The 26,171-nt window shown below is 70.1% G+C and carries 25 protein-coding genes and 2 tRNA genes; 13 read left to right on the top strand and 14 right to left on the bottom strand.

The genetic code is table 11. The features are described 5' to 3' along the window. Nucleotides 1-132: 132 nt before the first annotated feature. Complete coding sequence (locus ACZ7OU_RS42270; protein WP_470259686.1) at nt 133-4,794, top strand: HAMP domain-containing protein; 4,662 nt, start codon at nt 133-135, stop codon at nt 4,792-4,794. On the opposite strand, the gene ACZ7OU_RS42275 is transcribed toward ACZ7OU_RS42270, so the two are convergent. Beyond that, a tRNA-Gly gene (locus tag ACZ7OU_RS42275) sits at nt 4,749-4,819 on the bottom strand. The genes ACZ7OU_RS42270 and ACZ7OU_RS42275 overlap by 46 nt on opposite strands. 78 nt (nt 4,820-4,897) lie before the next feature. On the opposite strand from ACZ7OU_RS42275, the gene ACZ7OU_RS42280 reads away from it, so the two are divergent. After that, nucleotides 4,898-4,974: transfer RNA gene (locus ACZ7OU_RS42280), tRNA-Pro, on the top strand. Nucleotides 4,975-5,069: 95 nt separating this feature from the next. On the opposite strand, the gene ACZ7OU_RS42285 is transcribed toward ACZ7OU_RS42280, so the two are convergent. After that, nucleotides 5,070-6,047 carry a hypothetical protein gene (locus ACZ7OU_RS42285; RefSeq protein WP_470259606.1) on the bottom strand — a complete coding sequence of 326 codons (978 nt, stop codon included), beginning with the start codon at nt 6,045-6,047 and terminating at the stop codon, nt 5,070-5,072. A 282-nt stretch (nt 6,048-6,329) separates the two neighbouring features. On the opposite strand from ACZ7OU_RS42285, the gene ACZ7OU_RS42290 reads away from it, so the two are divergent. Further along, nucleotides 6,330-7,229: a pentapeptide repeat-containing protein gene (locus tag ACZ7OU_RS42290; protein WP_470245824.1), complete on the top strand. Its 900-nt coding sequence runs from the start codon at nt 6,330-6,332 to the stop codon at nt 7,227-7,229. Here the strand turns inward: ACZ7OU_RS42290 and ACZ7OU_RS42295 are convergent. Both ACZ7OU_RS42295 and ACZ7OU_RS42300 read right to left on the bottom strand, forming a co-directional pair. Then, entirely contained in the window at nt 7,196-7,975 is a 780-nt protein-coding gene (locus ACZ7OU_RS42295; RefSeq protein ID WP_470259607.1) for a haloalkane dehalogenase, read from the bottom strand. The genes ACZ7OU_RS42290 and ACZ7OU_RS42295 overlap by 34 nt on opposite strands. A 17-nt stretch (nt 7,976-7,992) precedes the next feature. After that, the gene (locus ACZ7OU_RS42300) at nt 7,993-8,772 is read right to left on the bottom strand and encodes an SDR family oxidoreductase (protein ID WP_470245822.1); all 780 of its coding nucleotides are present in this window, start codon (nt 8,770-8,772) and stop codon (nt 7,993-7,995) included. Between the two features lie 66 nt (nt 8,773-8,838). On the opposite strand from ACZ7OU_RS42300, the gene ACZ7OU_RS42305 reads away from it, so the two are divergent. After that, nucleotides 8,839-9,210, top strand: a complete 372-nt coding sequence (locus ACZ7OU_RS42305; RefSeq protein ID WP_470245821.1) for a winged helix-turn-helix transcriptional regulator — start codon at nt 8,839-8,841, stop codon at nt 9,208-9,210. Nucleotides 9,211-9,241: 31 nt separating this feature from the next. On the opposite strand, the gene ACZ7OU_RS42310 is transcribed toward ACZ7OU_RS42305, so the two are convergent. The 3 genes from ACZ7OU_RS42310 to ACZ7OU_RS42320 all read right to left on the bottom strand — a co-directional run bounded on the left by ACZ7OU_RS42310 (nt 9,242) and on the right by ACZ7OU_RS42320 (nt 12,259). Continuing rightward, nucleotides 9,242-10,810, bottom strand: a complete 1,569-nt coding sequence (locus ACZ7OU_RS42310; RefSeq protein WP_470245820.1) for a carbohydrate-binding protein — start codon at nt 10,808-10,810, stop codon at nt 9,242-9,244. Between the two features lie 115 nt (nt 10,811-10,925). Continuing rightward, nucleotides 10,926-11,378, bottom strand: coding sequence for a nuclear transport factor 2 family protein (locus ACZ7OU_RS42315; protein ID WP_470245819.1), 453 nt, complete (start codon nt 11,376-11,378; stop codon nt 10,926-10,928). A gap of 5 nt (nt 11,379-11,383) precedes the next feature. Then, nucleotides 11,384-12,259: a TIGR03619 family F420-dependent LLM class oxidoreductase gene (locus tag ACZ7OU_RS42320; RefSeq protein ID WP_470245818.1), complete on the bottom strand. Its 876-nt coding sequence runs from the start codon at nt 12,257-12,259 to the stop codon at nt 11,384-11,386. Nucleotides 12,260-12,407: 148 nt separating this feature from the next. Between ACZ7OU_RS42320 and ACZ7OU_RS42325 the strand changes: the two genes are divergently transcribed. Further along, nucleotides 12,408-13,226, top strand: a complete 819-nt coding sequence (locus ACZ7OU_RS42325; RefSeq protein ID WP_470259608.1) for a hypothetical protein — start codon at nt 12,408-12,410, stop codon at nt 13,224-13,226. Nucleotides 13,227-13,249: 23 nt separating this feature from the next. After that, a complete protein-coding gene (locus ACZ7OU_RS42330; protein WP_470259609.1) occupies nt 13,250-14,089 on the top strand; it encodes a type 1 glutamine amidotransferase domain-containing protein in 840 nt (279 codons plus the stop codon). Here ACZ7OU_RS42330 and ACZ7OU_RS42335 read toward each other — a convergent pair. Further along, on the bottom strand, nt 14,077-14,886 hold the full coding sequence (locus tag ACZ7OU_RS42335) for an Fpg/Nei family DNA glycosylase (RefSeq protein WP_470259610.1): 810 nt from the start codon (nt 14,884-14,886) through the stop codon (nt 14,077-14,079). The genes ACZ7OU_RS42330 and ACZ7OU_RS42335 overlap by 13 nt on opposite strands. Next, a complete protein-coding gene (locus ACZ7OU_RS42340) occupies nt 14,886-15,359 on the bottom strand; it encodes a ribose-5-phosphate isomerase (RefSeq protein ID WP_470259611.1) in 474 nt (157 codons plus the stop codon). Before ACZ7OU_RS42340 ends, ACZ7OU_RS42335 begins: the two co-directional genes overlap by 1 nt. Before the next feature lie 45 nt (nt 15,360-15,404). Here ACZ7OU_RS42340 and ACZ7OU_RS42345 point away from each other — a divergent pair, with 45 nt between their 5' ends. Next, complete coding sequence (locus tag ACZ7OU_RS42345; RefSeq protein ID WP_470259612.1) at nt 15,405-16,127, top strand: 2-phosphosulfolactate phosphatase; 723 nt, start codon at nt 15,405-15,407, stop codon at nt 16,125-16,127. Beyond that, entirely contained in the window at nt 16,124-16,933 is an 810-nt protein-coding gene (locus ACZ7OU_RS42350; protein WP_470259613.1) for an MBL fold metallo-hydrolase, read from the top strand. The genes ACZ7OU_RS42345 and ACZ7OU_RS42350 overlap by 4 nt, the downstream gene beginning before the upstream one ends. A gap of 7 nt (nt 16,934-16,940) precedes the next feature. Here ACZ7OU_RS42350 and ACZ7OU_RS42355 read toward each other — a convergent pair whose 3' ends face one another. Beyond that, nucleotides 16,941-17,561: a mycothiol-dependent nitroreductase Rv2466c family protein gene (locus ACZ7OU_RS42355; protein ID WP_470245811.1), complete on the bottom strand. Its 621-nt coding sequence runs from the start codon at nt 17,559-17,561 to the stop codon at nt 16,941-16,943. Between the two features lie 161 nt (nt 17,562-17,722). On the opposite strand from ACZ7OU_RS42355, the gene pepN reads away from it, so the two are divergent. Continuing rightward, the gene (gene pepN / locus ACZ7OU_RS42360) at nt 17,723-20,290 is read left to right on the top strand and encodes an aminopeptidase N (RefSeq protein WP_470259687.1); all 2,568 of its coding nucleotides are present in this window, start codon (nt 17,723-17,725) and stop codon (nt 20,288-20,290) included. Between the two features lie 65 nt (nt 20,291-20,355). On the opposite strand, the gene ACZ7OU_RS42365 is transcribed toward pepN, so the two are convergent. After that, entirely contained in the window at nt 20,356-20,844 is a 489-nt protein-coding gene (locus tag ACZ7OU_RS42365; protein ID WP_470245810.1) for a DUF5130 family protein, read from the bottom strand. Beyond that, nucleotides 20,831-21,085, bottom strand: coding sequence for an aa3-type cytochrome oxidase subunit CtaJ (gene ctaJ, locus ACZ7OU_RS42370; RefSeq protein ID WP_470245809.1), 255 nt, complete (start codon nt 21,083-21,085; stop codon nt 20,831-20,833). Before ctaJ ends, ACZ7OU_RS42365 begins: the two co-directional genes overlap by 14 nt. 278 nt (nt 21,086-21,363) lie before the next feature. On the opposite strand from ctaJ, the gene ACZ7OU_RS42375 reads away from it, so the two are divergent. Next, nucleotides 21,364-21,735, top strand: coding sequence for a hypothetical protein (locus ACZ7OU_RS42375; RefSeq protein ID WP_284742168.1), 372 nt, complete (start codon nt 21,364-21,366; stop codon nt 21,733-21,735). A 100-nt stretch (nt 21,736-21,835) separates the two neighbouring features. On the opposite strand, the gene ACZ7OU_RS42380 is transcribed toward ACZ7OU_RS42375, so the two are convergent. After that, nucleotides 21,836-22,333, bottom strand: a complete 498-nt coding sequence (locus tag ACZ7OU_RS42380; protein ID WP_470259614.1) for an HNH endonuclease — start codon at nt 22,331-22,333, stop codon at nt 21,836-21,838. Nucleotides 22,334-22,691: 358 nt separating this feature from the next. Between ACZ7OU_RS42380 and ACZ7OU_RS42385 the strand changes: the two genes are divergently transcribed. The 3 genes from ACZ7OU_RS42385 (at nt 22,692) to ACZ7OU_RS42395 (ending at nt 25,753) form a co-directional block, all read left to right on the top strand. Continuing rightward, nucleotides 22,692-23,681, top strand: a complete 990-nt coding sequence (locus ACZ7OU_RS42385) for a mechanosensitive ion channel family protein (protein ID WP_470245807.1) — start codon at nt 22,692-22,694, stop codon at nt 23,679-23,681. A 141-nt stretch (nt 23,682-23,822) separates the two neighbouring features. Then, the gene (locus ACZ7OU_RS42390; protein WP_470246477.1) at nt 23,823-24,206 is read left to right on the top strand and encodes a globin; all 384 of its coding nucleotides are present in this window, start codon (nt 23,823-23,825) and stop codon (nt 24,204-24,206) included. Beyond that, nucleotides 24,203-25,753, top strand: coding sequence for a glycoside hydrolase family 13 protein (locus tag ACZ7OU_RS42395; RefSeq protein ID WP_470259615.1), 1,551 nt, complete (start codon nt 24,203-24,205; stop codon nt 25,751-25,753). The genes ACZ7OU_RS42390 and ACZ7OU_RS42395 overlap by 4 nt, the downstream gene beginning before the upstream one ends. On the opposite strand, the gene ACZ7OU_RS42400 is transcribed toward ACZ7OU_RS42395, so the two are convergent. Next, nucleotides 25,750-26,157 carry a hypothetical protein gene (locus tag ACZ7OU_RS42400; protein WP_470259616.1) on the bottom strand — a complete coding sequence of 136 codons (408 nt, stop codon included), beginning with the start codon at nt 26,155-26,157 and terminating at the stop codon, nt 25,750-25,752. The two genes, ACZ7OU_RS42395 and ACZ7OU_RS42400, sit on opposite strands and share 4 nt — an antisense overlap. Between the last annotated feature and the right edge of the window lie 14 nt (nt 26,158-26,171).

The following is a 26,171-nucleotide window of genomic DNA, read 5'->3' on the forward strand; positions in this document are numbered from 1 at the left end:
CCTCCTGCCTCCGGACTGCTATCGCACGGTTACCGCGTGAGCGGGCGGACTGGCTCGAAGTGTAGGGCGAATCATGACACGCTGGGTCGAGGACCATGGCTGGCGCATGCGTGGTGGAGAGGGTCGGCACACATGACAACGGAATCCCAGAGCGAGGCGGCGGCGCTGGAGCGGCTGCTCGTGGCGGTGCGGGATCTCGGGGACGGCAACTTCCGCCGGCGGCTCGTCCCGCACGGCGACGGCATCTCGGCGCAGCTCGCGGTCGCGTTCAACGACATCGCCGAGCGCAACCAGCGGCTGGTCAGCGAGCTGCTGCGGGTACGCGCGGCCGTCGGCCAGGACGGCAGGCTGAGCGAGCGGGTGGAGGCCGAGGTCGGCCCCGGCGGCTGGACCACGGCCGTCGACAGCGTCAACGGCCTGGTCGAGGACCTCACCCGCCCCACGATCGAGCTGGACCGGGTGCTCGGCGCGGTCGCCGAGGGCGACCTGTCCCAGCCGATGACCCTCACGCTGGACGGGCGCCCGCTGCAGGGCGCGTACGCGACGCTGGCCAAGACGGTCAACGGCCTCATCGCGCAGCTGTCGCGGTTCGCCGCCGAAGTGACGAGGCTCTCCCGTGAGATCGCGGGTGAGGGCCGGCTCGGCGGCCAGGCGGTCGTCCCGGGCGTCTCCGGCACCTGGCGCGACCTGACCGACTCCGTCAACTTCATGGCCGACAACCTCACCGAGCAGGTCCGCAACATCGCCCAGGTCACCACCGCCGTCGCGCGCGGCGACCTGACCCAGAAGATCAACGTCGACGCCCGCGGCGAGATCCTCGAGCTCAAGAACACCATCAACACGATGGTCGACCAGCTGTCGTCGTTCGCCGACGAGGTCACCCGCGTCTCCCGCGAGGTGGGTTCCGACGGCAAGCTCGGCGGCCAGGCGCAGGTGGCCGGGGTCGCCGGGACGTGGCGCGACCTCACCGACTCGGTCAACCAGATGGCCGACAACCTGACCGACCAGGTCCGCGGGATCTCGCAGGTGGCGACCGCGGTGGCCAACGGCGACCTGACGAAGAAGATCGAGGTCGACGCCCGCGGCGAGATCCTGCAGCTGAAGAACACGCTGAACACGATGGTCGACCAGCTCTCGGCGTTCGCCGGTGAGGTCACCCGCGTGGCGCGCGAGGTCGGCAGCGAGGGCAAGCTGGGCGGGCAGGCCGAGGTGGCCGGCGCGGCCGGGACGTGGCGCAGCCTCACCGACTCGGTCAACGGCATGGCCGACAACCTCACCGACCAGGTCCGCAACATCTCCCACGTGACCACGGCCGTGGCGAAGGGCGACCTGACCCAGAAGATCACCGTCGACGCGCGCGGCGAGATCCTCGAGCTCAAGACGACCATGAACACGATGGTCGACCAGCTCTCGGCGTTCGCCGACGAAGTCACCCGCGTCGCCCGCGAGGTCGGCACCGAGGGGCAGCTGGGCGGCCAGGCGCAGGTCCCCGGCGTCGCCGGCACCTGGCGCGACCTCACCGGGTCCGTGAACTTCATGGCGAACAACCTGACCACCCAGGTCCGCAACATCGCCCAGGTCGCCACGGCCGTCGCGCGCGGCGACCTGACCCAGAAGATCGCGGTGGACGCCCGGGGCGAGATCCTCGAACTGAAGACCACGCTCAACACGATGGTCGACCAGCTCTCCGCGTTCGCCGACGAAGTCACCCGTGTGGCGCGCGAAGTCGGTACCGAAGGCAAGCTCGGCGGCCAGGCCACCGTGCCCGGCGTCGCCGGCACCTGGAAGGACCTCACCGACAACGTCAACTTCATGGCGAACAACCTGACCGACCAGGTCCGGAACATCGCCACGGTGACGTCGGCGGTCGCGAAGGGCGACCTGACCCAGAAGATCTCGGTCGACGCGCGCGGCGAGATCCTCGAACTGAAGACCACGCTCAACACGATGGTCGACCAGCTCTCCGCGTTCGCCGACGAAGTCACCCGCGTCGCCCGCGAAGTCGGCACCGAAGGCAAGCTCGGCGGCCAGGCCACCGTCCGCGGCGTCGCGGGCACGTGGAAGGACCTGACCGACAACGTCAACGTCATGGCCACCAACCTGACCGACCAGGTGCGCAGCATCGCCACCGTGGCGGCCGGCGTGGCCAACGGCGACCTGTCGAAGAAGATCTCCATCGTCGCGCAGGGAGAGGTCGCGGCGCTGGCCGAGACGCTCAACGGCATGGTCGAGACGCTGCGCGCGTTCGCCGACGAGGTCACCCGTGTGTCGCGCGAGGTCGGCACCGAAGGCATCCTCGGCGGCCAGGCGCGGGTCCCCGGCGTGGCCGGGACCTGGAAGGACCTGACCGAGAACGTCAACTTCATGGCGCACAACCTGACCAGCCAGGTCCGCAACATCTCCCAGGTGACCACCGCGGTCGCGAAGGGCGACCTGACGAAGAAGATCGACGTCGACGCCCGCGGCGAGATCCTCGAGCTCAAGACCACGATGAACACGATGGTCGACCAGCTCTCGGCGTTCGCCTCGGAGGTCACGCGCGTGGCGCGCGAGGTCGGCACCGAGGGCAAGCTGGGCGGCCAGGCCGAGGTCGACGGCGTGTCCGGCACCTGGCAGCGGCTCACCGAGAGCGTGAACCAGCTGGCCGGGAACCTGACCACGCAGGTCCGCGCGATCGCGCAGGTGGCGACGGCGGTGACGGCGGGCGACCTGACCCGGCACATCGCGGTCGACGCGTCCGGCGAGGTCGCGGACCTCAAGGACAACATCAACCAGATGATCGCGAACCTCAAGGAGACGACGAGGACCAACCGCGAGCAGGACTGGCTGAAGACGAACCTCGCGCAGCTCTCGGGCCGGATGCAGGGTCACCGCGACCTGGCGTCGGTCGCGGCGCTGATCCTGTCCGAGCTGGCCCCGCTGGTCCGGGCGCAGCAGGGCGCGTTCTTCCTGGCCCGCGACGACGACCGCGACGGCACGGTGCTCGAGTGCATCGCCGCCTACGGCCTCGCCCAGTCCCGCGCCGGCCTGCGGTTCTCGATCGGCGAGTCGCTGATCGGGCAGGCCGCCGTCGACCACCGCACGATCCTGGTCCAGGACGCGCCGCCGGAGTACGCGCTGGTGTCGTCCGGGCTCGGGTCGGCGTCGCCGGTGAACCTGATCGTGCTGCCGGTGCTGTTCCAGGGCGAGGTGCTCGGGGTGCTGGAGCTGGCCTCGGTCAACGAGTTCAGCACGGTCCACCAGGACCTGCTGGAGCAGCTGCGGCACACGATCGGCGTCAACGTCAACACGATCCTGTCCAACTCGCGGACCGAAGCGCTGCTGACGGAGTCGCAGCGGCTGGCCCAGGAGCTGCGGGCGCGGTCGGAGCAGCTGCAGGCCCAGCAGGGCGAGCTGCGCCGGTCCAACACCGAGCTGGCCGAGAAGGCGGCGCTGCTGGCCCAGCAGAACCGCGACATCGAGGTCAAGAACAGCGAGATCGAGCAGGCGCGTCAGGAGCTGGAGGAGCGTGCCGGGCAGCTGACGGTCGCGTCGCAGTACAAGACCGAGTTCATGGCGAACATGTCGCACGAGCTGCGCACGCCGTTGAACAGCGCGTTGATCCTGGCGAAGCTGCTGTCGGAGAACCCCGAGGGGAACCTGACGGAGAAGCAGATCCAGTTCGCGAAGACGATCTACGCGGCGGGCTCGGACCTGCAGCAGCTGATCAACGACATACTGGACCTGGCGAAGGTCGAAGCGGGCCGCCTCGACCTGCAGATGACCGACATCACGCTGCCGGAGCTGGTGGACTACGTCGAGTCCCTGTGCCGGCCGTTGACGGCGGACAAGGGCCTGGAGTTCGCGGTCCACATCGACCCGCCGGTGCCGGGCAGCGTCCACACCGACGAGCACCGCCTCCAGCAGGTCCTCCGCAACCTGCTGTCGAACGCGGCGAAGTTCACCGACGAGGGACGCGTCCGCCTCCACATCCGGGCGGCGGACCCGGCGGAGGTCGAGCAGGAGGCGCTCCGGAACGCGCCGGGCATCATCGCGTTCGCGGTCGAGGACACGGGGATAGGGATCCCGGAGGAGAAGCTGGCGGTGATCTTCGAGGCGTTCCGCCAGGCGGACGGCACGACGAGCCGCAAGTACGGCGGAACGGGCCTCGGGCTGAACATCAGCCAGCAGCTGACGGAGCTGCTCGGGGGCGAGCTCCGCGTGGTCAGCGAACCGGGCGTGGGCTCGACGTTCACGCTGTACCTCCCGGTGGCGGCATCCAACCTGGTCGACCCGGCGGTGACGGCCCTGTCATCCCCGCGGCTGCCCCCGGTCCCGAGCACGGTCCTGGTGGCGGCCCCGGACGTGACGCCCAAGAGGTTCCACGGCGAGAAGGTCCTGATCGTCGACGACGATTTGAGGAACGTGTTCGCCCTGGCGGCGGTCCTGGAGCAGGCGGGCCTGGAGGTGGTCTACGCGGAGACGGGCGTGGACGGAATCAGGGCCCTGGAGCGCCACGAGGACACGGCGCTGGTGCTGATGGACGTGATGATGCCGGAGCTCGACGGCAACGCGACGATCGCGGCGATCCGCGCGGAAGCGGTGAACGCGGACCTGCCGGTGATCGCGGTGACGGCCAAGGCAACCGCGGAGGACCGAGCCCGCACCCTGGCCAGCGGCGCCGACGACTACATCACGAAGCCGGTGGACACGGACAAGCTGCTGGACGTGATCGCGGCGTCGTTGGAGGCGGACGCAGCGTCCTTCGGAGCGGGTGACGGGAATCGAACCCGCGTAGCTAGTTTGGAAGACTAGGGCTCTACCATTGAGCTACACCCGCGTGCCCCCGAGGTACCCGGGTGCGAGGTCAGCTTAGCGTGACCCGCTAGGCTGACCACACACCCCCCTGGGGGTGTCACGGGATGTGGCGCAGCTTGGTAGCGCATCCGCTTTGGGAGCGGAGGGTCGCAGGTTCAAATCCTGTCATCCCGACCAGTCAGTCCGCGATCGATCCAGGTCCCGGACCGTGTCGGCGTTCGACGTCGGCGTTCGGCGAAGACCTCACTGAGGCCCTTCTCGAGTCCTCTGCTCTAGGCCGCCCGCGATCGCTTCTTGGTGTCGCGGTCCAGCAGGCTCCCTACCCACCGTTCGTTGAAGCCCGCCAGGAAGCCGGCCGCCGCCCAGAAGAAGCCCGTGGTGGTGTCGAGAGGCGCCGTGTCGGTGGTCTCGGGCTGCTTCACGATGTCCACGACATGAGCTTTGAGCAGCAGGAGGAGCCCCAAGGCGAACAGCATCCCGAGCACGACGCGAAACGCGGCCGAACCGAAGCTCCCTTCCTCGGGGCGCAGGCGGTCCAGCTTGCGGAGACGGAAGAGGACGCTGGTCGCCGCGCCCATGGCGCCGCCTCCGAGACACACGAGGAGGTCGCGCACAGCCGCGACGCCGGAGTCTCCGAGTCTCATCGCTCCGCTGAAGTCCACCAGGGCCGCGGTTACGGCAATCAAGATCAGGAGTACCAGTGCCCCGACGTTCGAATACAACAGACCGAGCGCGAGCTGTCTTCTGGCCATCAGGTCGGATCGCCGGTCCACAAGCGACTCGATCCTGGTCGCCGTGTCCTTGAGAATTCCCCGCGCGACCTCCAGTTCTTCGTGCGGTTTCACCTCGGTTCTGCGCGCCCGTCCGAAATGGGACAGCACCCGGGCGAGTCGCGATTCACGTGTCCTCAAGTCAGCCATCCGGTGTGCTTCGTGTTCGCGAAGCAGCGCACAAGCTCCGGGCAGCTGTGAAGCGATCATCGCTTCGCAATGCTGCACGTCCTTGGCCTTGAGGTCCCGCTGAGCACGGACGTAGCTGCTGGCGATGATCGTGATGGCCTCCGGCGAATACCGGTACGCCAAGTCGATGTCGTCATTCCCGACGCGTTCGCCCGCCGCATCGAGCAGTGAACGCACGCCCGGGGTCTCGCCATTCTCGGCACGGCGCTTCTGCAGGATGTCCAACGCGATCTCCGCGGCGTTGGACAACGTCCGCGTCGAAGTCAGCAAGCTCGTCGTCATCGAGTCCATACCCGCGGGTCGTTCGCCGGGTTCGGGAAGTTACGTTCGCGGAAAAGTGTCGCGCAACCGAAGCAGGACGGTTATTCGGTCGCCGAAGAGAGTCGATCCCCGGATAGGGTGTCGCGAGCACACGGGTGGGCGGGTAGGAGGCGCGACGCGATGGGTGGGTTCGAAGACCGATTTCCGCCACTCCCCGGCCATCCTCGGCGGGATGAGGTCGCTCCTGAGCCGCCGCGGCGGCGGTGGCTCGGTGCTCGGGCCGGGCTCTCGCTGCTTGCTCTTGGTGTCGTTGTGGCGTTTGTCGTCCTGGGGCCGCGGTGGATTCTCGACTGGGATCTCGGCGGTGCGGGGAGCGGCGATCGGGCCAAGGCCGTCACCGATGTCCGGGAAAGCCTGCTCAAAGCCTTCGGTGGACTGGCGGTCATCGCCGGGGCCACGGCCACCTGGCGGCAGCTGAAGCTCAACCGCCACAGCCAGGTCACCGATGCCTTCTCCACCGCCATCACCCAGCTCGGTGATCCCGTTCTCGACGTACGGCTCGGCGGGATCTACGCACTCGAACGGATCGCCCGCTCCTCCCCTGCCGATCTTCGCGCCGTCGAGGAGGTGCTGTGCCTGTTCGTCAAGAACCGCCCCCGGGGCACGGACGTCGACATCGCCGTGGTCGTGCTCGGGCGGCGGGAAACCCGGAAACCGATCAGGCCGTTGCAGCTGGACCGGGTGAAGCTGCCGGAAATCCGGCTGCGGTTCGCCGTCCTGCCCGAAGCGGACCTGCACTTCGCCGACCTCAGCGGTGCCGTCCTCTACCGCGCGGACCTCACCCGCGCCGATCTCACCGGCGTTTCCCTCAAGGGCGCTGTGCTCGTGGAAGCCTTGCTGTACCAAGCAGACCTGCGGGACGCGGTGCTCACCGGCGCCTTCGCCGAGGGCGTCGACCTGCGCGGCACCGATCTGAGCCGGGCGGATCTCACCGGGGCACGGCTCACCCGGGCCAAGCTGACGGACGCCGATCTGCGTGCGGCCGATCTGACGGACGCCGAGCTGACCGGGGCGGTCGTCGAGGGCGCCTACGTCGACGCCTCGACGACCTGGCCCGAGGGCTTCGAACCCGAAGGTGTGGTCAGCCGGGACGACCTGCCGCCCATCCGGCCGCGGGACTACGACGAAGCCACCCGGCCCGCCGGTAGCTGAGCCAGCCACGACGCCACCGTCGAGGCGATCAGCTCCGGCTGCTCCTCTGGTGTGTGGTGGCCCGCCACGACCGGGTGGTGGACCACCTCCAGCGACGCGAATGTCGACGACATCCAGTCCACCATCGGCGGGGTCAGCATTGTGTCGAAGCCCGGGTCGAACGTGATCAGGAGCTTCGGGACCGAACGCGACGATGCCAGCCAACCGTCGAACGACTCGATCCGGGACACCACCTCGGCCGGTTCGCCGCCCAAGGGCATTGAACGGGCCCAGCGCAGCAACGGGATTCGGGACTCCCGTGTCGGGTACATGCCTTCGTACTCCGGTGGGAGCGACTTCAAGAACATGTCGATCATCGGATCGGCTGTGCCGGGGGTCTTGAGTGCGCGGAACACCTCCGCTCCCGCCGGTGGGAACTCCTCCCACGTCATCGGCTTCAGGACCGCCTCCGTGAACGCCAACCCGCGGACTCGCGATGGGTGCCGCGACGCCCAGTCCGCCGCCAGCGCTCCTCCCCAGTCGTGGCCTACCAGGACCACGTCGTCGAGGGACAGGGCGTCGAACCACTCGTCCAAGTAGCGCGCGTGGTCGTCGAACGAATACTCGATGGGTGGGCGCTCCGAGGACCCCATGCCGATCAGGTCCGGTGCCAGACGGCGGCCCGGTACCAGTGGCATTACGTTGCGCCACAAGTAGGACGATGTCGGGTTGCCGTGCAGGAACACCACCGGTGCACCCGCACCCATCTCGCGATGGAACAGTTTCATTTGAACGCCGCCGCGTTCCGCGCCGCCCAGTCGGCGAACGGGCGGGGTGGGCGGCCCAGGATCTGCGCGACGTCCGGGCTCACCCGTTGCTCCGCGGGCGACGGTGAGCCCAGGATGTCCAGCGTTGCCTCCGCGACCTCCGGGGGCATGAAGTTCAGGAACGACGAAAGCGCTTCCGAACGAGTCTGCGGGATGAACCGCACCGGCTCGCCCAGCGCTGTACCGATCGCCGCCGCCTGGTCTCGTGGGGAAACCAGTGCAGGGCCTGTCAGTTCGTACGTGCGGCCCGTGTGCGACGGCGAAAGCAGCGCCGCGGCCGCCACCTCGGCGATGTCCGCCGGGTCGATCACCGGCAAACCGACGTCGCCGAACGGGGCGGCCACAACGCGGGAAGTACGCACGCTTTCCGCCCACTGCACCGCGTTCGACGCGAACCCGCCCGGCCGGAGGATCGTCCACGGGAGACCCGAGCCGCGCACCTCGTCCTCGAAGAACGACGGGTGCCGGCCGGTTCCGACTCCCTGCGATGACAACAACACGACCCGCGCGCCGTCGGCCGACGCGAGTATCGACGAAAGCGAACCGTGAAAACCCGGTGGCAGCAGCAAAAACACCGCCGTCGCGCCCTCGAAGGCCGGACGCAACGATGCCGCGTCCGCCAAGTCACCCGGGAACGGCCCCTTGCGGGACACCGCCCGTACCTCTTCCCCTGCCGCCGTCAGAGCCTCCACCAAGGGCCGTCCGACGTTGCCTGTCGCTCCCATGACTGTGATCATGCGAGTGACGCTACATTCGGACGTATAGTAGGTACCTAGAGGAAAGTATTGGACGGAGAGGCCAAAGTGACCGAGACCACACCCGAGCTCGCCTGCCCGATCGCCCCCGTCGTCGACATCGTCTTCAGCCGCTGGACGACGCCGATCCTCTGGGCGCTCAACGAATACGGGCGCCAGCGGTTCGTCGAACTGCAGCGCCGGATCGCCAGCATCACCCCGAAAGTACTCACCCAGCGGCTGCGACAGCTGGAGCGCGACGGCCTGATCACCCGCACCTACCACGCCGAAGTCCCGCCGCGGGTCGAATACGAGATCAGCGAACTGGGCCGCAGCCTCGGCCCGATGTTCGCCACCCTCGCCGAGTGGTCGGCCAACCTCGCCAAGGTCGAGGAAGCCCGCGCGGACTACGACGACCGTTCGCGCAGCTCCGCCAGGTAGTCGTCGGCCACCGACGCGCGCAACCCGAGCGTCACGGAGAACTGATGTCCAGGTAGTCGAGGTTCGCCGGGCCGTCGGCGGTCGTCGCCGTCACGCGGACCGTGTGCGACCCCGCGGCCAGGGACAAGGCGCGAGTCACCGTGCTCCACGTCGTCCACGCACCGGTCGGCGGGAACTGGACCCCCGTGGCCACCACCGTGCCGTCGACCGCGATGTCCACCGGACGCGCCGCCGTCGTGCCGTTCGCGTAGCCGAACGTCAGCGCCGACGCCGGGCCGGTCACCTGCCACTCGACGTAGCTGCCGGCCGCGTTGGCGCCGTTCGCGAAGCCGGTCCCCGAGAAGCCCGCGTGGTTCGCGTCGACCGTGCCGCCGGCCGAGAGCGTCGCCGACTCCGCTTCATAACGAGCACCGCTGGCGCGGGAAACCCGGTACAGCACCGTCGCGTGCGAGGGCACCGACGCGCTGATCGCCCCCGACGTGGCGCGAGAAGCCTTGCTCCACAAGTCCTTCAGCGTGTACGACGACGCGCCGCCGATGCCCGTCGCCGATGCCGAAGTGCTGATCGTGGCCGTCGCGGAAGTTTCGTTCGACAGCGCCACCGCGCGGTCACCGTTGGCGAGAATCTTGCTGTAGACGACCAGGCCTCCGTTCGAGCTGAGCACCGTCGCCTGCTTGCCCAGCGGGTCCTGGTCGAGCGCGATCACATCGGTGTTCTTCAGGATCGAGAAGCTGTCGTCGGACACCTTCCGCAGGTCGCTGCCGATGAGCAGCGGCGCCGCCATCATCGCCCAGAGGCTGAAGTGCGTGCGGTACTCGGCCGCGGTCATGCCGCCGTTGCCGACCTCCAGCATGTCCGGGTCGTTCCAGTGCCCGGGGCCGGCGTACTGCGCGAGGCCGCGGTTGGTCTGGGCCTTGCCGATCATGCTCGACCACTTGTCGGAGATGTCACCGGTGGTGCGCCACAGGTTCCCGACCGGCGCCGCCCAGGTCCACGGCTGGTTCTGGCCCCACTCGCAGATCGAGTACGCGATGGCGCGGCCGGACTTCGCCAGCGCGTCCCGCATCGCCTTGTAGCGCTGCTGCGCGTCGACACCCTGGTTGTTGCAGTTGTCGTACTTCAGGTAGTCGACGCCCCATGAGGCGAAGAGGTTCGCGTCCTGCTGCTCGTGGCCGAGGCCGCCGGGGAAGCCGGCCTTGTTGCAGGTCTTCGTGCCGGCGCTGGTGTAGATGCCGAACTTCAGGCCCTTGGCGTGCACGTAGTCGGCCAGCGACTTGATGCCACTGGGGAACCGCGCGGGATCCGGCACCAGGTTGCCCGCCGAGTTCCGCGAGGGCAGCGCCCAGCAGTCGTCGATGTTGACATAGGTGTAGCCGACGTCCTTGAGCCCCTTGCTCACGAAGAGGTCGGCGATACCTCTGATCATTGTCTCGTTGAAGTCGGCTTTGCACTGCGTGGAGTTCCAGTTGTTGAACCCCATCGGCGGCGTGCGCAGGAGCCCGTTCTCCAGCGCGGAAGCCGGGGTCTGACTGAGGACGGTGCCGCTGGCCGCGAGCGCGAACGCGGCGACCGCGACCGCCGTGCGCCGGAGGAAGGACATGCTTGCTCCCTGGTGGAGACATCGGAGGTCTACACCAGTTAGTAAAGGGTCCTGCCTAACCGGGCGTCAAGAGATCATGTATCAGATATGAAATTGGGGTTCCGCTGGCCGGGACCTACTCCTCCGCCGTCACCTGCCGGGCCGTCGCCATCGCGCGCTCGGTCTCCCAGAACGCCCGCATCGACGTGATCAGCCCGTCCTCGCCGACGCGGTAGACGAACACCCCGTCGGTGTCGACGCGGTAGCCGCCGGCCAGGTACGTCGTGATCGTGCCGACGTTGGCGCACTCGTCCCCCGCCGCGTGGGAGTCGCGGATGGTGAACTCGAAGCGCTCCACGTTGGCGATCGTCTTGTCCCAGAACGCGCTGATCCCCTCGCGGCCGTGGTGCCCCTTGCCCTCCTCGTCGAAGAACGACGGCCCGACGGGGTCTTCGACGACACCGTCCGGCGCGAAGAGGTCCAGCCACGCCTCCTTGTCCCCCGCCGTCACCGCGGTCATCGACGCCAGCGCCGCGCGCCGGGCGGGCGGCTGCTCGGCCGACTTGTCCCAGCTGACCTGCACACCCATGCCCGTCACTCCTCGAACTTGGCGATGATCTCGGTCCCGAACCTGCGGATGGACTCCAGCTTCGGCTCGATCGGCGCGTCGAACCCGACGCCGTCGAACACCCACGGCATGGTGATGATGTCGGTGACGCCCACCTCGGCCTGCTCGCGGTAGCCGTCGAGGCCGAACTTGTCGATGCAGACCGCCTGGTACTCGAACGGGTCGTCGGCGCGGCCGCGCTCGGCCAGCAGCTCCTTCAGCCGGGCGATCGTGTCGCGCAGCTCCTCGAGCTTCATCATCGCCGACGACCAGCCGTCGGCGACGCGGGCCGCGCGCTTCAGCGCGACCTCGGTGTGGCCGCCGATGTAGAACGGCACCCGCGACGGCGGCGCCGGGCTCATCTGGATCTTGTCGAAGTCGTAGAACTCGCCGTGGTACTCGACCATGCCGCCGTCGAGGATCAGCCGGAGGACGTCGATGGCCTCGTCGACGCGCTTGCCGCGCCGCTCGAACGGCACGCCGCAGTACTCGAACTCCTGCGGCAGCCAGCCGACGCCGAGCCCGAGGCCGAACCGGCCGCCGGTGAGCACCGACGCCGAGCCGACCTGACGGGCCAGCAGCACCGGGTTGCGCGAGCCGAGCTTCAGCACCGACGTGTAGAACTCGATGCGGCTGGTGACCGCGCCCATCGCCGCGGTCGCGACGAGCGGGTCCACCCAGGGCGTCTCGCCGGTCCAGAACCGGCTGCCGTCGGGGGTGTACGGGTAGTCCGTGTCCACCGTCTCGGCGTAGAACAGCGAGTCCGGCAGGGCGATGGAGGCGAAACCGGCCTCTTCGGCGGCCCGGGCGAGCTCGCCCAGCTGATCGAGGGGGTTCATCGCGATCGACAGGGTGAACTTCATAGCGTCGAACTATAACGTGTTCTAGTTTACTCGGCCAGCTCTGACGGTGTGCCGGATCACTCTCCGGGAACCCTCCGCGTAACGTCCGCGTTGTCCGAATCAAAGGTGGCTTCCGGTCACCGAGCACCCGAGCTTCTGGGAGTGGTCCATGGGCACCGCGATCTTCCTGATCGTGCTCGTCGTCGTGATCGTCGGTGGCGGCCTGTATTTCTCGCGGCAGCGCGCCGCGGCCCGGCAGCGCGAGCTGGACGACGCCAAGGCCGACGCGCGGCGGCTCGTCGAGCGGCTCGGCGGTCAGGTCCTCAACCTCAACGGCAACGACACCGCGTCGATGCAGGCGATGGCGGACGCCGCCGAGCGCTACAACGCGGCCGGCTCCCAGATGGAGCAGGCCCGCACGATCGAGCAGGCCCGCCTGGTCAAGGACACCGCCGTCGAGGGCCTCTACTACGTCCGCGCCGCGCGGGTCGCGATGGGCATGGACCCCGGCCCGCAGCTGCCGGAGGAGGCCGAGCGCGAGCGCGCCGGCAAGGTCACCGAGCGCCGCGACGTCGACGTCGAGGGCCAGCACTACGCCGCCTCGCCCGACGCGGGCCAGGACACGCCGTACTACTACCCCGGCGGCCGCGTGGCCGGGCGGCCGGTGCCGCAGGGCTGGTACAGCGAGCCGTGGTGGAAGCCCGCGCTCGTCGCCGGTGCCTGGGGTCTCGGGTCGATGTTCCTGTTCAGCGCGATGTTCTCCGGCATGGGCGGCATCGCCAGCGCCGGGGCCTGGGAGTCCGGCTACGACGCGGGCCAGCAGGACGCGCTCGAGTCCGGTGACGCGGGCGGCGACGGTGGCGACATGGGCGGCGACGGCGGAGGCGACTTCGGCGGCGGCGACGGTGGCGGCGACTGGGGCGGCGGCGGTTTCGACGGTGGCGGGTTCGACGGCGGGGGCTTCGACGGGGGCGGCTTCGACTTCTGAGGTCGCGCTGGCATTCTCGCCGCATGGCGACTGTCCTGATCCCGGTCCCGGCACGCGACTCGGACCCGTCCGAGGTGGCGGTGAGCCACGCGGTGCTCACCGCCGCCGGGCACACCGTGCGGTTCGCGACGCCGGACGGCACGCAGGCCGCCTGTGACGAGCTGATGGTCACCGGCCGGGGCCTCGACCCGTGGGGCCGCGTGCCGGGCTTGGGCGGCCTGGTCGCGATCGGGCGGATCCTGCGAGCCGACAGTGCCGCGCGGGACGCCCACCGCGCCCTGCTCGCCGATCCCGCGTGGCAGTCGCCTTCGAGCTGGGACGAGGCCGAACTCGAAGATGGCCTGCTGCTACCCGGCGGGCACCGCGCCCGCGGGATGCGCGAATACCTCGAAAGTCCCGTGCTGCAGGGCGTGGTCGCCGAGGCGTTCCGCCGGGACCTCCCGGTCGCGGCGATCTGCCACGGCGTCCTGCTCGCCGCGCGCAGCCTCGACCCGGACACCGGGCGCTCGGTCCTGCACGGCCGCAGGACGACGGCGCTGACCTGGCAACTGGAACGCACGGCCTGGCGGCTCGCGCGGCGGACCCGGTTCTGGGATCCGGACTACTACCGCACCTACCGCGAGGAACCGGGGCAGCCCGAGGGGTACATGTCGGTGCAGCAGGAGGTCACGCGGGCGCTGGCGCGGCCGGCGGACTTCCGCGACACGACCGACCGCGTCCAGGCGAGCGGCCGGGCCCGTGACCGGCTCGACGACCCGCGTCCGGCGTTCGTCGTCGAGGACGGGAACTACGTGTCAGCGCGCTGGCCCGGTGACGTCCACACGTTCGCGAAGACCTTCGCCACCCGCCTTCACGCCGGCTGACAGGTCGGGCACCAGTAGAGGTTGCGGCCCACCAGCTCCGAGTTCGCCACCGGCGTCCCGCACACCAGGCACGGCTCCCCGGCCCGCCGGTAGACGTACACCTCACCGCCGTGGCGGTCCACGCGGGCCGCGCGGCCCATCGCCTCCGGCAGGTGCTCGGGGCGGACGGTGTCGATCCGGCCGACGCGGACGCCGTCGCGCATCAGCAGCACCAGGTCGGCCCAGATGTCGTCCCACAGCGCGCGGTCGAGCGCCCGGCCCGGCGTCAGCGGCGCGACGCCGTGGCGGAACAGCACCTCGGCGCGGTAGACGTTGCCGACACCCGCCAGCACCGCCTGGTCCATCAGCAGCGCCGCGATCGACGTCTTCGACCGCGAGACGCGCGCCCACGCCTGCTCGGGTTTCGCGTCGCGGCGCAGCGGGTCGGGTCCGAGACGTGCCTTGATCGCGTCCACCTGGTCCGGGGACAGCAGTTCGCAGCGAGTCGGGCCGCGCAGGTCCGTCCAGTGGGTCCGCCCGGCCAGCCGCAACCGGACCTGTCCCACCGGCTCCGGCGCCGGCAGCGGGGACTCGCCGAAGGTGCCGTAGAGCCCCAGGTGGATGTGCACGATCCCGTGTGGACCGTAGTCGTGGAAGAGGTGCTTGCCGTACGCCTGGGCGCCGACGAGCACCTGACCGTCCAAACGGGACGCCTCGGTGGCGAACCGGCCCTGCGGGCTGCTCACCTCGACCGGGGCGCCGGCGTACCGGCGCTTGTGCAGCCGCGCGAGCCGGTGGAGCGTGTGCCCCTCGGGCATCAGGCCTCCGGCAGCGCCGGCGGGGTGCCGGTCCGCTCGTAGTCCAGCAGCTGCTGGACGCGGCGCGCGTGCCGCTCCTCCGGCGAGACCTCGGTCGCCAGGAACGCTTCGACGATCTCGGTGGCCTGCTCGACGGTGTGCATCCGGGCGCCGACGCCGATCAGCTGGGCGTGGTTGTGCTCCCGGCACAGCTGGGCGGTCTCGACGCTCCACGCGAGGCCGCACCGCGCGCCGGGGACCTTGTTCGCGGCGATCTGCTCGCCGTTGCCGGAGCCGCCGACGACGATGCCGCGGCTGCCCTCGTCGGCCACCACGCGCAACGCCGTCTCGACGCAGAACGCCGGGTAGTCGTCGGCCGCGTCGTAGACCCGCGGGCCGATGTCGGTGACCTCGTGGCCCTGCTTCTCCAGGTGGGCGACGAGGTGGTTCTTCAGCTCGAAACCGGCATGGTCGGATCCCAAGTAGACACGCACGGCTGGGAGTCTGCCATCAGGGCCGGTTTCGGGCATGCTCCGGGGGTGGGGATCTGGGAGCAGCCGGGGTACGACGTCCGGCTCGACTGGGGTGCCGAAGGCGTGGCCGCGCTCGGCCGGGAGTGCGCTGTGCTGGTCGTCGTCGACGTCCTCTCCTTCGGCACCACCACGGATCTCGTGGTGAGCCGCGGCGGCTGCGTGCTGCCGGTCCGCTGGCGCGACGAGCGCGGCGTCGCCCAGGCGCGCGCGGCTGGCGCTGTCATCGCGGGCGAAGGCGCGTTCACCCTCAGGCCGTCTTCTGTGACGGAAATCCCGCCCGGGACACTGCTCGCGCTCCCCTCGCCCAACGGCGCGACACTGTGCGACGCCGCCGCGGCGACCGGCGCGCGGGTCCTGGCGGGCTGCCTGCGCAACGCCTCCGCCGTCGCGGCGAAGGCCCACGAGCTGGGCGGCCCGATCGGGCTCATCGCGGCAGGGGAACGCTGGGGCGTGAACATCTTCGGCACCGGCGACACCTTCGGGCCGCTGCGGCCGTGCGTCGAGGACCAGATGGGTGCGGGCGCGATCGCCACCGCACTCGCCGGGTACGGCCTGTCGTTGTCCCCCGAAGCCGCGCTCGCCGCCCGTTCGGTCGACGTCGCCGCGCTGGCGGACTGCGTGTCCGGCCGCGAGCTGGCCGAGGCCGGGCACGTCGGAGACGTCACGCTGGCCGCGCGGCTCGACGTGAGCGATGCTGCTCCCGTACTGAGCGAAGGAGTACTGGCATGAGCGGGCGCTGGATCGAGGTCGCCGAGGGCGTGCACGCGCGCCGCTACGAGGAACTGGACCTGACCGTCGGGCTGGTGGTGGGCGCCGACCGCTGCCTGGTCGTCGACACCCGCGGCGACCTGGAACAGGGCGCCGAGCTGGCGGCCGCGGTCCGCGAGCTGACGCCGCTGCCGTGGTCGGTCGTGTTCACGCACGCGCACTTCGACCACACCTGGGGCACCGAGCGGTTCGCGCCCTGCGCCGTCTGGGCCCACGAAGGCTGCCGCGCCGAGCTGACCGAGTACGCGGAAGACGCGCGCGCGAAGTGGATCGCCTACTACCGCGAACAGGGCAAGGCGCAGACCGCCGACGCCATCGCGCGCACGACGTTCGTGGTGCCCGACCACCTGTTCACCGACCGGACCGAGCTCGACCTCGGCGGCCGCACGGCCGTCCTGCTGCACCCCGGCCGCGCCCACACCGACCACGACGTCGTCGTGCACGTGCCGGACGCGGACGTGCTCTTCGCGGGAGACATCGTCGAGAACGCCGAGCACGGCTTCAGCGCGTTCTCGTTCAGCCCCGAGTCGGACCTGACCGCCTGGCCGGACACCCTCGACACGCTGCTCGCGCTGAAGCCGCGGGTGATCGTGCCGGGGCACGGCGACCCCGTCGATGCCGACTTCGTCCGCTACCACCGCCACGGCCTGCACGAGCTGATCGCGCTCAAGGCCGGGGTCGGGCGCGGCGAGACGACCGAGGTGGCCGCCGTGGCAGCGTCCCGCTACCCCAGCGACGTCACCCTGGCCGCCTTGAACACGCCTTGAAGGCGGCTCAGTCGAAGTTCAGCTCACCGGACCGGGTGCGCTTGAGCTCGAAGAAGTCCGGGTAGCTCGCCAGCGCGACGGCGCCGTCGAACACCTTGAGCGCGTCTTCGCCGCGCGGGATCGAGCTGAGCACCGGGCCGAAGAACGCGACGCCGTCGATGTGGATCGTCGGGGTGCCGACGTCCATGCCGACCGGGTCCATGCCCTCGTGGTGGCTCTTCTTCAGCGCGTCGTCGAACTCGGTCTTGTCCGCGGCTTCGTAGAGTTCGGCCGGCGCGCCGATCGCGGCCAGGGCCTCCTTGATCACCGCGTCGCGGTCCTTGTTGCCCTCGTTGTGGTAGCGCGTGCCGAACTCGGTGTAGTAGTCCCGCAGCGCCTTTTCGCCGTTGAGCTGCGCGAGCGCGACCGCCACGCGCACCGGGCCCCAGCCCTTCGCCAGCAGCTCCTTGTACTGCTCGGGCAGCTCGTCGCGGCCCTCGTTCAGCACCGACAGGCTCATGATCCGGAAGTTCAGGTCCAGGTTGCGGTGCTTCTCCACCTCGAGGATCCAGCGCGAGGTGATCCACGCGAACGGGCAGATCGGGTCGAAGTAGAAGTCGACCTTCGTGGGCTGCTCGGCAGCGGTCATCAGGTTCTCCTGTGCGAAGTCAGGTCCGGTCCGGGGGCGGGCACACCCCCACACAGCGGGCCAACACCCGGGGGCCCGGGCTTGTTCCCCATCGCCCACCACCCCGTCCCCATGATTGGATGCGAGGAGTTGAAAACCGATACCAACGACCAGAGGTGCCTGTGCCCGCCCCCAACCTGACCCGCGACCAAGCCAAGCTGCGCGCGGACCTGCTCGATGTCACCGGATACGACATCGAGCTGGATCTCACCGACGGCCACGGCGGCCCCGGCGAGAAGACCTTCGCGTCGAAGACGACCGTCCGGTTCTCCAGCGCCCGGGCCGGCGAGCGGACGTGGGTCGACATCGTCGCCGACCGCGTGCGCTCGGCCACGTTGAACGGCACGGACGTCGACACCAGCGCGTACGTCGAGGACAAGGGAATCGCGCTGGCCGGCCTGGCCGAGGTGAACGAGCTCACCGTGACCGCCGACTGCCGGTACATGAACACCGGCGAGGGCCTGCACCGGTTCGTCGACCCGGTCGACGACAGCGTCTACCTGTACACGCAGTTCGAGACGGCCGACGCCAAGCGGATGTTCGCCTGCTTCGACCAGCCCGACCTGAAGTCGGTCTACCGGCTCACCGTGATCGCGCCGAAGGACTGGAAGGTCATCGCGAACACCGTGGCGGAGTCCGCCGAGGAGACGCCCGAAGGCGCCGTCCGCACGGTGTTCAAGGAGTCCGAGCGGCTCTCGACCTACCTGGTCGCGCTGATCGCCGGCCCGTACGCCGAGTGGCGCGACGAGTACACCGACGAGCACAAGACGATCCCGCTGGGCCTCTACTGCCGCGCCTCGCTGGCCGAGCACATGGACGCCGAGCGGCTGTTCACCGAGACCAAGCAGGGCTTCGGCTTCTACCACGAGAAGTTCGGCACGCCCTACCCGTTCTCCAAGTACGACCAGCTGTTCGTGCCCGAGTTCAACGCGGGCGCGATGGAGAACGCCGGCGCGGTGACGTTCCTCGAGGACTACGTCTTCCGCAGCCGCGTCACCCGCTACGCCTACGAGCGGCGCGCCGAGACGCTGCTGCACGAGATGGCGCACATGTGGTTCGGCGACCTGGTCACCATGCGCTGGTGGGACGACCTGTGGCTGAACGAGTCGTTCGCGACCTTCGCGAGCGTCCTGGCCCAGGCCGAGGCGACCGAGTACAAGAACGCGTGGACCAGCTTCGCGAACATCGAGAAGTCCTGGGCCTACCGCCAGGACCAGCTGCCCTCGACGCACCCGATCGCGGCCGACATCGTCGACCTGCACGCGGTCGAGGTGAACTTCGACGGCATCACCTACGCCAAGGGCGCGAGCGTGCTCAAGCAGCTCGTCGCCTACGTCGGGCTGGACCACTTCCTCGACGGCCTGAAGGTGTACTTCGGCAAGCACGCCTGGGGCAACGCGACCCTGGCCGACCTGCTGGGCGCGCTGGAGGAGGCGTCCGGGCGCGACCTGTCGTGGTGGAGCGCGCAGTGGCTGGAGACGACCGGGCTGAACTCGCTGAGCCCGCGCTACGAGGTCGGCGCGGACGGGACGTTCAAGTCGTTCGCCGTCGTGCAGTCGGGCGCGAAGCCGGGCGCCGGTGAGCTGCGCACGCACCGCGTCGCCGTCGGGATCTACGACGAGGACGGCTCCGGCAAGATCGTCCGGACCCAGCGCGTCGAGCTGGACGTCGACGGCGAGCGCACCGAGGTGCCCGCCCTGGTCGGCCGGCCCGCGGGCAAGCTCGTGCTGGTCAACGACGACGACCTGACGTACTGCACGATGCGGCTCGACCCGGCGTCGCTGACGACGCTGATCGACCGGGTCGCGGACATCACCGAGTCGCTCCCGCGGACGCTGTGCTGGTCGGCGGCGTGGGAGATGACCCGCGAAGCCGAGCTGAAGGCCCGCGACTTCGTGACGCTGGTGCAGCGCGGCATCCACACGGAGACCGAGGTCGGCGTCGTCCAGCGGCTGCTGCTGCAGGCCCAGACGGCCCTGAACTCCTACGCCGAGCAGGAGTGGGCGGCGGCGCGCGGCTGGCCGGCGTTCACGACGCGGCTGCTGGAGCTGGTCCGGGCCGCCGAACCGGGCTCGGACCACCAGCTGGCGTTCGTCAACTCGCTGGCCGGGTCGGTGCTGGACGCCGCGACGCTCGCGGTGGTGGCCGGCTGGCTCGACGGGTCGGCCCCGCTGGACGGCCTGACGGTGGACACGGACCTGCGCTGGCGCCTGCTGCACACGCTGGTGGCGCACGGCCAGGCGGACACCCCGGAGATCGACGCCGAGCTGGCCCGCGACAACACGGCGACCGGCCGTCGCCAGGCGGAGCGAGCCCGTTCCCTGCGCCCGACCGAAGAGGCCAAGGCCGACGCGTGGCAGCGCGCGGTGTACGACGACGAGCTGCCCAACGCGGTCAGCGACTCGCTCATCTCGGGCTTCTCCCACCCGGGCCAGAAGGCGCTGCTGGGTTCGTACGTGGGCCGGTACTTCGAGGTGATCGACGAGGTGTGGCAGCGGCGCTCGAGCGAGCGCGCGCAGCCGATCGCGATCGGGCTGTACCCGTCGTGGGCGGTGGCCCCGGAGACGGTGACGGCCTCGGACGAGTGGCTCGCGGGCGAGCACTCGCAGGCACTGCGTCGGCTGGTTTCGGAGGGCCGGGCGGGCATCGTGCGCGCCCTGGCGGCGCGGGACTTCGACGCCCAGGGCTGAGCCCGAGCCGAACGTGAAAGAGCCCCGCACCTCGGCCGAGGTGCGGGGCTCTTCGTGTGCCTGGGTCAGCGGGGCGCGGGGCCCGCCTGGTCGGACAGCATGCGCAGTGCGTTCGCGAGGCCGTTCACCAGTCCGCGTACGAGGTCGCCCTCCTTGAAGGACGCCACCATGCTCGCCACCGCGAGCTTGCAGCCGCGGTCCGGGAGACGGACGTGGGCCGTCTTGCCCGTGACGATCTCGATCAGCTTCTCGCCCGGGCTGACCGCGATCAGGACCGCGTTCGCCGGGTTCGCCGTCGTCGAGTGGAGCTTCTCCGCCGCCGATCGGCTGTCGGTGCCCAGCTCGCCGAGGTACAGGCTGAAGTCGAGGCCGGTCTCGCGGCTCGCGAACGTCAGCGCCTCGTCGAGGCGGGCCAGCTGGCGGGTCGTGAAGGGGCTCGTCGGCGCTTCGGGCTCGTACATCTTCGCGGCCGACACGCGACCGCTGGACGTGAGACCCTCGCCGTAGCCCAGTTCGGACTCGTCGACGCGCTTCGTCAGCTCACCAGTTGCCACGAGCGCCTCCAGCCGCGGTCGGGGCGCCCTCGGGCGCGTTGTTCTCGGCGCCGGCCTGCCGGTGCCCGGCGCCGACCCCGTCGGGGTTGGCGCTCCACCACATGGCCGGGTAGTCCCAGGCCTGGCCGGACCGGTACCGCGCGGCGCCGCCGGACCTGCGCCGGAGCGTCAGCAGCCCGGCGAGGCCGTAGATGGCCAGCGGGATCACGGCGAAGACCAGGATCGTCTCGACGATGTTCACGGCGCTGAGCGTATCGGATGGGCTTCGAGCACACCGCGCGCGCCGCACTCGACCGTTCGTCGTAAGCCGAGTGCCGTCCGCCGCTTGGCTCGCGGCCACTGGAACGTTGGGGCGAAGACCGTCGGGCCGAAAGGTTGCAACTCAACGTACAGGCGGCCGCACCCGCCGCTGTCGCCTTGTCGCAGCCTTGAAATCCTCGTAGCTTTTTCACCTGTACGGGCCTTGCGCCCCGCTCCCCAGCCCCAGCAGGTTACGCACCGGTCCCAGGAGGCCCTGCCATGAACAGCGTCCACACCCCCGCACAGGCGATCACCGAGGCCACCTCGTCACCCAGCGAAATCGAATTCGTGCCCGGAACGCGTGTGACGGCGGGCACAAGGGTTACCCGCGGTACACGCGTCACTCGCGGTACACGCGTCACGGCGGGAACGCGCGTGACCATGGGCACCCGGGTGACGGCGGGGACGCGGGTCACGCGGGGTACGCGGGTCACCAGGGGCACCCGCGTCACGATGGGCACGCGCGTGACGGCCGGCACGCGCGTCACCTGCGGCACTCGCGTCACGCGAGGCACGCGGGTCACCCGCGGCACGCGCGTCACCATGGGGACCCGCGTCACCTGCCAGAGCGACTACGCGCTCGCTGCCTGACCTGCACTCCAGGGCCGCTCGCACCACCTGAACACGCGCAAGCACCCGGCTCGCCCCGGCCGTCGCAAGGCAGCCGGGGCGCCGTTATGTCCGGGGTCCGTCAGGCGGCGGAGCCCAGGTAAGGCTGCCAGAGCGGGTCGGCTTCCTTCGAGTGCGCGAGCAGCCGCCAGTGCGGGCCGTGCGGGGCCCGCGGGACGACGCGCAGCCGCCAGCCGATCTCCGCGAGCAGCCGGTCCGCCTTGCGGTGGTTGCACTTGGCGCAGCAGGCGACGCAGTTCGTCCAGGCGTGGGGTCCGCCCCGGCTGCGCGGGATGACGTGGTCGATCGTCTCGGCCCGCCCTCCGCAGTAGGCGCAGCGGTACCGGTCGCGGTGCATCAGCCCGGCGCGGGTGAGCGGCACCTTCGCCCGGTACGGCACGCGCACGTACGTGCTGAGCCGGATCACGGACGGCACGGGCAGCGACACCTTCGCCGAATGCAGCTCGATGCCACCCGGGTCGCCGTGCACCACCTCGGCCTTGCCGCACATCACGAGCACGACCGCGCGCCGTAGCGGCAACGCGGTCAGTGGCTCGAACGTGGCGTTGAGCAGGAGCACCCGGCGCCGGCCCCAGGCCGGGACCGCCGGATCCCGGCCTCTACTACGCTGACCGGGCGGACGGGTAATGCCCCCTGGGCGGTTCCCCGGCCCGGCCGGGACGGGACCGCCGGATGCGGTACCCCCCGGATAGGCGCGCAGGACCACCTCTGGCGTCTCGGCGGCCATGGCTTGGCCGGAGACGCCGCGGGGGCTGGGTTGTCGGTCTGGCACTCGACCACCTCCAGGGGCGTAGGCATAGTCGACCACAGAACAGGCCCCCAGCGCACGTGTGTTACAAGACGTGTCACATCCGCGCGACCCAACATCCACTCGAAGTTGGGAAAACCGACCTGATCGGAAGGATGATCGAACTCCCGTGTCCCTTTTGCTGTCCTCCGCCAAGACGCCGTGCGTCGACGACCTGAGCACCCTGTGCTCCCAGGTCTACAAGGCCACCGGCAACGAGTGGCTGGCCGGCTCGACGAACTGGCTGCTGACCAAGCCGCTGAAGATCCTGATGATCATCGTGATCGCGTTCGTCGTGCGGCTGCTGATCAGGCGGATGATCAACCGCGTCACGACGCTCCCCCGAGGCAGCGGCAAGCTCCCGGCCCTGCTCCGCCCGCTGCGTGAGCGCGCCCCCGAGGTGCTCGGCTCCGCCGTGATCGAACGGCGCCGCCAGCGCGCGCAGACCATCGGGTCGGTGCTGAAGTCGATGGCGACGTTCCTGGTCTACGGCCTCGCCTTCATCCTCGTGCTGGGTGAGCTCGGCCTCGACCTCGGCCCGATCATCGCGTCGGCCGGCATCATCGGCGTCGCGATCGGGTTCGGCGCGCAGAACCTCGTGAAGGACTTCCTCTCCGGCATCTTCATGATGGTCGAGGACCAGTACGGCGTCGGCGACGTCGTCGACGTCGGCGAGGCGACCGGCACCGTCGAGGCGGTCGGCCTGCGGATCACCACGCTGCGCGACCTCAAGGGCACGGTCTGGTACGTCCGCAACGGCGAGGTGCTGCGCGTCGGCAACTCGAGCCAGGGCTTCGCGGTCGCGGTCGTCGACGTCCCGCTCGGCTACACCGCCGACGTCGAGCGCGCGACCACGGTCCTCGGCGAGGCGGCTTCGACCGCGACCGAGAGCGACGCGCTGAAGGACAACATCCTGGAGCCCCCGGAGATGCTGGGCGTGGAAAGCGTCACCCCGGAGGGCCTGCAGCTGCGCCTGACCGTGAAGGTCCGGCCGGGCAAGCAGTGGGCCGTCCAGCGGGCGCTGCGGGCCCAGCTGCTGGCGGCCCTGGAAGAGGCCGGGTTCGAGCCCCCGCTCGGCCGGCTCTTCCCGAACTCCGCCGCGGTCGTCGAGAAGAAGTAGCCTCCCGCGCCGGGTCGTGAGCTGCCTCACGACCCGGCCCGCGTGGTTACGCTGGGAAACGGGTTCGCGACCTTCCGGCGAGGGGTGGGACCGGGCGTCGGGAACCCGCACCCGGAGGGCAAGATGGAAGGCGTGTCTGCAGTGAGCGAACCGGCGAACCTCTACGAAGCGGTGGGCGGCGAACCCACGTTCCACCGGATCGTCGCGCGGTTCTACGAAGAAGTCGCGAAGGACGAGATCCTGCGCCCGCTCTACCCCGAGGAGGACCTCGGCCCGGCCGAGGAGCGCTTCCGGCTGTTCCTCATGCAGTACTGGGGCGGCCCGCACACCTACTCCGAGCAGCGCGGGCACCCGCGGCTGCGGATGCGGCACGCGCCGTTCAAGATCGGGCCGATCGAGCGGGACGCCTGGCTGCGCTGCATCCGGATCGCGGTCGACGAGGAGAACCTCGAGGAGCCCTACCGCGGGCAGCTCTGGGCCTACCTGGAGATGGCGGCGCACAGCATGATGAACAGCTTCGTATGAGAGCCGGCGCCTGGTGGCAGGACGCCGTCTTCTACCAGGTCTACGTACGTTCGTTCGCCGATTCGGACGGTGACGGCGTCGGAGACCTGGAGGGCATCCACTCCAGGCTCGGTTACCTTGAGCTGCTGGGCGTGGACGCGCTGTGGCTGACGCCGTTCTACCGCTCGCCGATGGCCGACCACGGCTACGACATCGCCGACCCGCGGGACGTCGACCCGATGTTCGGCACCCTCGGCGACTTCGACGTCCTGCTGACCGAGGCGCACAAGCGCAACATCAAGGTCACCGTGGACGTGGTGCCCAACCACACCAGCAACCAGCACGCCTGGTTCAAGTCCGCGATGGCGGCCAAGCCGGGCAGCCCGGAACGCGACCGCTACGTCTTCCGCGACGGCGTCGGCCCGAAGGGCGAGGACCCGCCGAACAACTGGGTCAGCGCGTTCGGCGGCCCGGCGTGGACCCGGGTCCCGGACGGGCAGTGGTACCTGCACCTGTTCGCGCCGCAGCAGCCGGACCTCAACTGGGCCAACCCGGAGGTCGCGGCCGACCTCGAACGCACCCTGCGCTTCTGGCTCGAACGCGGCGTCGACGGCTTCCGCATCGACGTCGCGCACGGCATGGCCAAGCCGCCCGGCCTGCCGGACATGGACCCGCGCGCCGACGCGCTCGGGCCGAGCCACTACTACGACCCGCGGTGGGACTACGACGGCGTCCACGAGATCCACCAGATGATCCGCAAGGTGCTCGACGAGTTCCCGGAGACCATGGCGGTCGGCGAGATCTGGGTGACCGACGAGGAACGCCTCTCCCGGTACCTGCGGCCCGACGAGCTGCACCTGGCGTTCAACTTCCGCCTGGTGCTGACCCACTTCGACGCCGACGCCATGCGCACGGCCATCCAGCGCTCCCTGACGGTGCCGGCGAAGGTCGGCGCACCCGCGACCTGGACGCTGGGCAACCACGACGTCTGGCGGCAGGTCAGCCGCTACGGCGGGGGTCCCGCGGGCGTCCGGCGCGCGCGGGCGATGGCGCTGGTCGAGCTGGCGCTGCCCGGCGCGGTCTACCTGTACAACGGCGAAGAGCTGGGCCTGGCCAACGTCGACATCCCGGTCGCGGAGATGGCCGACCCGCGCGCGAAGACCAGCGGAGCGGAGTTCGGGCGGGACGTCTCCCGGGTACCGCTGCCGTGGGAGGGCGACCTGCCGCCGTTCGGGTTCTCGCGCAACCCGCGGACGTGGCTGCCGATGCCGGCTTCCTGGGCCGGCTTGACGGTGGAGAAGCAGATCGAGGACGCCGACTCGACGCTTTCGCTGTACCGCCAGGCGATCGAGCTGCGGAAGACGCACTCGGCGTTCAGCGGCGAGGAGCTGGAGTGGTACGGCGCTCCGGCCGGCTGCTTCGCGTTCCGCCGCAAGAGCGGCGGGCTGGTGTGCGCGCTGAACACGTCCGCCTCGCCCATCGCGCTGCCGCCCGGCGAGCTCCTGCTGAGCAGCAGCCCGCTGGTGGACGGGAAGCTGCCGGCGGACTCGGCCGCCTGGCTGGTTTAGAGCGGCACCCACCGGCCGGGCTTGACGACCTCGGCCGCCTCGGGCACCGGCGCGTGGGTGATCTGGTTGACGCGCTGGTGCGACAGCCCCAGCAGGTCGGCGATCGCCCGTTGCGAGATCTGCCCGTTCAACGCCGACACCAGGCGGGCGCGGACCCCTTCGCGCCACTCGGCGACGTCCTCGGCGATCCGGTGCGCCTCCTGGTACTGCAGGACGAGGTCGGTCGCGTCCTCGTCGTCGAACTCGTAGCGCCAGCGGAGGTAGAACCGCTCAGGCGGGAGGTCGGTCAGGTTCGCGATGATCTTCCGCATGCCGGGGTCGATGTCGGTGAACCGCTTGAAGTCGCCCGCGGCGTCGAGGCCGTCGGTCACTTTCGCGGTCCACGAGCCTGCTTCGCGGGTCACAGTCACGGTGAACG

The organism is Amycolatopsis sp. NPDC114505 (assembly GCF_055633615.1).